General features: G+C 48.0%; 3 protein-coding genes. 2 read left to right on the top strand and 1 reads right to left on the bottom strand.

Features of this window, described 5'->3' with window-relative positions; all coding sequences use genetic code 11:
* Positions 1–34: 34 nt before the first annotated feature.
* Positions 35–1,426, bottom strand: a complete 1,392-nt coding sequence (locus tag L0156_12750; protein MCI0603869.1) for an OprO/OprP family phosphate-selective porin — start codon at positions 1,424–1,426, stop codon at positions 35–37.
* A 161-nt stretch (positions 1,427–1,587) separates the two neighbouring features.
* Between L0156_12750 and L0156_12745 the strand changes: the two genes are divergently transcribed.
* Together L0156_12745 and L0156_12740 are read left to right on the top strand one after the other, a co-directional pair.
* Positions 1,588–2,880, top strand: coding sequence for an MFS transporter (locus L0156_12745; protein MCI0603868.1), 1,293 nt, complete (start codon positions 1,588–1,590; stop codon positions 2,878–2,880).
* Positions 2,881–2,978: 98 nt separating this feature from the next.
* Positions 2,979–3,792 (top strand): ABC transporter substrate-binding protein (locus tag L0156_12740; protein ID MCI0603867.1); only part of this gene is annotated, 814 nt, incomplete at its 3' end.

The following is a 3,792-nucleotide window of genomic DNA, read 5'->3' as shown; positions in this document are numbered from 1 at the left end:
CTGCCACTACCTGTCAACGGATATAATAACCAAATTAGAATATGAACTGGAGCTGGACGCGAAATTCGTCGAATTTGGTGTCTCTGGCTTCATTTTCGATTCTTCTATAATCGCCCTGAAGCTTGAGATTGTGTTTGTTGTAGAAGTAGTTGAATGCGATTGCCCATTCTTTCAGGAAGTCATCGTCTCTATCTTCATTTGGATCAATTCGCTCATAACGTCCGGCGACTTCAATTTTGCGCTTATAAATGAAGTAACCGCCTTGAAAAACGAATCCGTTGACATCTGCTTGGGTACTGGCAACCAAATCGTCGGTCTGCCTAAAGAAGTGTTCGTAGAATACAAACAGACCTTTGTATTTGAAGACCGCATCAAAACCGTAAGTATCGTGGTCTCTGTTAATCGCAACAGCTGTGGCGGTTGCGCCGACCGATTGATGAAAGATATCGAATTGAGCGGCAACAGCAAACAGCAGTTTATCTGTGCTTTCGAAGTCGCTTTCACTGTATTTCACATCGCCCCAGGGCTGAAATGTTACGCGACCGTTGTACTGATATTCGCCATCGCCGTTGAAGCTGATGGTGCGGCCGTTTCCATTAAAAATCCCAAGGCGCCAATCGATCTTGCCGTTCATGGGATTCCCCCACACTTGAAAACCAATGTCACGGCCACGAGCAAAAAGATTCGACACAGCGGATCGATCAACAAATTGCTGGCTGCCGGACGACGTGAGCTCCTGTCTGCCAAAAGGCACTTTGTATTGTCCCGCTTTGAGCATCAAAAGTTTTTTGCCTTTGGTAATATCAAAATTCATGTTAGCGTCTTCCAGCACATTCGCGCTGTCGGCCCAGTTTAACTGCAGTTCATAAGTAAGGTCTTTGTTGTAGAACCACCCATCGAATTTTGTTTTTGCGCGGCGAATCCGAAAGGTTCCAATGCTATCATCACCATCAGATCCTGGAAGCAGAGTTCCAAGAACTTCCGACTCAGTCCAGCGGACCTGAATCCTGTTGGAAATATTCAATTGAGCGAGATCCGTATCGATCGTTGTTTTGCCGTCTTTCCAGGTCACTTTCAATACGGGTTTCTTTTCTTCGGGAACGATCAGAACTTCGGCAGGCAGATCATGCTTGAAGTTGTATAAATGGATCGCTTCATTACTGTCGAACACCATCGTTTCCCCGTTGGGACCCGCGCCAATGCGTGTAATCGAAACACCCATCTCTCCGCCTTCTTTCCACATCTTATATGCTTGCATGTTGTTGAAGACGTAAATTTTGTTCTCTTTCTTTTCTTCCACATAGAAGGTTCCCTGGGCAATAGCTGATTGTGAAAATAAAAACAGTACTGCGAAACAAACCACAGCAAAAATCACGCGAACCACTGTGGTTCCGTTACCCTTGCCATCAATCGTTTGAATTTTCATTCGCTTTGTCTCCTGTAAAATTTGAACTAGCCGACAGTCTAGACGGGCTTGATTTCTTGCGAATCAAGAGTTTGTTTCGGACGTGTAAAATCAATGTTTTTATCATAATTCCGCAGGCGAGACGCCCGCGCTACATTGTTGCGCTTATAATCAAAGCACGTATGGCAGTGCGCTGGAAGATACTTCTGCTAATCTGTGCGGCCAGTTTTGTTTCTTACGTTTTGCGAACGAACCTATCGATCGTTGGTGAAACGATGATCAAGGATCTGGGACTGACTCAGATCCAACTGGGGATCATATTTTCAGCATTTGCGTGGGGATATGCAATTTTTCAGTTTCCCGGCGGCGTATTCGGAGACGTTGCCGGTTCGCGGAAAGCGGTGACCATCATTGCCATCCTGTGGGGATTGTTGACGATCCTGACCGGAATCGTACCGGGCCGTTCTGTTGCAACACCAGCGACCATCCTCACCATTCTTATCGTGGTGCGCTTCCTGGTTGGAGTTTCACAAGCTCCGATTTTCCCGGTCATCGGAGGCGCGATTGCCAACTGGTTTCCCGTTTCATCCTGGGGCCTCCCGAACGGCTTGACCAGCACAGCGCTGACTCTCGGCGCCGCGGCCGCAGCGCCGCTACTGGTGTTGTTGATGAAAGTATACGGTTGGAGGGAATCCTTCTTTATCACAGCGCCCCTTGCATTTTTGATCGCGGCCGTCTGGTGGCGATACGTCAGGGATCAGCCGGCCGATCACCCTTCCATCAGCGCAAAAGAATTGGAATTGATTCATGCAAACAGGCAAGCTCAGGTGGAAGAGAAGGGAGTCTGGAAACGAACGCTCAAAGACCGCAATGTTCTATTGCTCGGCGCAAGTTACTTCTGCACAAACTATGTTTTTTATCTGTTTTTCAACTGGTTTTTTTTCTATCTGGTGGACGTTCGCCGCTTTGGAGAGGAGCAAGCCGGCTACTTCACTTCCGCGCAATGGATTGTCGGAGCAGTGGGCGCAACACTGGGCGGATTTTTATGCGACCATTTCGTCAAACGATATGGCGCCCGTAACGGATACCGCCTTGTTCCGATCCCAAGCATGATCCTTGGAGGATTGTTTCTGTTGATCGGATCGGTGGAAAGCGGTCCTGTTGCGGCGGTTGCGCTGCTTTCTCTTTCATTTGGATGCACTCAGCTAACCGAAGGATCCTACTGGTCTGCAATCGCGTCGGTGGCGGGTAAACACGCGTCTTCAGCCGGCGGGGTATTGAACACCGGCGGAAACGCGGTAGGTGGAATTGGAGCAGTGCTCGTTCCCATCACAGCTGAAAGGTTCGGGTGGCCCGCCGCTATGTTCACCGGATCGATTTTTGCGTTTGCAGCAGCGGTCCTCTGGTTTTTTATCCGCGCTGATGTTGCAATGGCGCAAGATCCTTCAGCAAGATCGGCGAAAATCGTTGAATAGAAACAGGAGAAAAAATAGGATTGAAGGAAACGATGTTTTTCAAAATTGCTCTGAGGGCCTGCTTTGCTTTGATTTGCTTGTTTTTATCCGGATGTGGCATGCCTGAAAAACGAGAACTGAGAGTACTGACATCAACGGCTATTACATCTCTGGATCCTCATACGACCGACGATTCAAGCACACTTTCATTCCTTTCCAATATTTATGAGCCGCTCGTAAGTTCAACCGAGAGCAATCAGGCTGTGCCCGTTCTTGCAATTTCGTGGTCGAATCCAGATGAGAATACCTGGCGATTTGACTTGCGAATGAACGTCCGGTTTCATGAAGGATCGTCTTTTACAGCAGAAGATGTGAAATATAGCATTGACCGCGGCACCCAACATCCGCAATCATGGATAAGACCGGAGCTTCCCCTAATGCGTGTTGTGCGAGTGGTGGACGCTGATACGGTTGAGATTGTGACCGAGAAGCCAGCGCCACTTTTACTGAATAACATGACAAGGGTGCTCATCGTTCCGAAGAACTCAGAAAACTACTTATCGAAACGCTGTAATGGAACAGGTCCTTACAAGCTTGTAAAGTTCCAAAGGGACGGGACGGTTGTCCAGGGCTTTCTGAATTACTGGAAAGGCAAACCATACTGGAATCGTGCCGTCTTTGTTTCAGATTCCGATCCAAATCAACGAATAAACGCCATACTGAACGACAGGGCAGATGTGATCGATCACCCTCCAGAAGAGGATTTGCCACGATTAGAAGGTGAAAAAAAAGCGCGGGTTGTCCAGAGCCCTGGACTAAAGATGACCATTCTCGGATTTCTCGTGAAGGATTCTTCAAATCCTTTTTCCGATCCTGCAGTGCGCAGAGCAGTAGCTCTGACTATCGATCAGCAACTACTGATCAATGAAGCAT

The sequence above is a fragment of the bacterium genome, assembly GCA_022616075.1.
Taxonomy (GTDB): domain Bacteria; phylum Acidobacteriota; class HRBIN11; order JAKEFK01; family JAKEFK01; genus JAKEFK01.
This window is presented reverse-complemented; position numbering and strand designations above follow the sequence as displayed.

Excerpts from the sequence above, each read along its gene's own strand:
- L0156_12745 (MCI0603868.1), top strand. The coding sequence starts at position 1,588 with ATGGCAGTGCGCTGGAAGATACTTCTGCTAATCTGTGCGGCCAGTTTT.
- L0156_12750 (MCI0603869.1), bottom strand. The coding sequence starts at position 1,426 with ATGAAAATTCAAACGATTGATGGCAAGGGTAACGGAACCACAGTGGTT.